This window comes from Vibrio sp. 1978 (genome assembly GCF_033344345.1).
The window spans coordinates 1-658 of record NZ_JAWPOP010000552.1 but is presented as its reverse complement, the minus strand read 5'-3'; the positions used below and the strand labels follow the sequence as shown (position 1 = coordinate 658).

The window sequence follows — 658 nt, the reverse complement described above, 5'->3', positions numbered from 1 at the left end:
CGAGTTCGGGAAATGTACTATTCAGTCTTTGAGGAACGGTTATTTTGAGCTGATGGACATTTATGATTCGGAAGGTCGTCACTACAAAATAGACGAGGTTGCGAGCTACAAGCCGCTAAGTCCATTCTGGTACTGGCCTGTAGAAATTGTGATGTATGGTTCTCGACTGTTTAAGGCTAATTTCAATGCTGTTCTTATCTCTAATCTGGATTGCAAGGAGTTAAAATCTGAACTTTGTGATTTGGCTAAAAAGTACAGAAGTAATTTGGATTCCGGCGTCGGAATTGAAAAGATTATGGAGGAAATGGAGTCTGCCAGAACAATTAAAGAATTGATAAAGGTTTTTGGCTAGTTATTCATTGAATACGCTGGTGTTAGTCTAGCTAACCGACGCCAGCGGCCAAGTGTTTGGAAGGCGAGCCATCATAGAGTCAGTAGAGAGAGATACTTTTGGAAATCAATAGTATTATGATTGGTACAAATGAGTTGTAGCTCCATATTTTAAAGGGGGATTTCAGAGAAATGAAGAATAAGAAGGTAATAACTTTGATAATGGCCGCAGCCGCATCATGCTCGTCAGTCTACGCCGCGACATTACCGACCAGTGAGGTAGACGCATACATACTTGCGATGAACACCATGTCACCTATCACTGCAA

The 658-nt window shown here is 41.3% G+C and carries 1 protein-coding gene; it reads left to right on the top strand.

The window, feature by feature from the left end; all coding sequences use genetic code 11:
- Positions 1-352 (top strand): hypothetical protein (locus tag R8N49_RS27780; protein ID WP_318190530.1); only part of this gene is annotated, 352 nt, incomplete at its 5' end.
- Positions 353-658 lie beyond the last annotated feature (306 nt).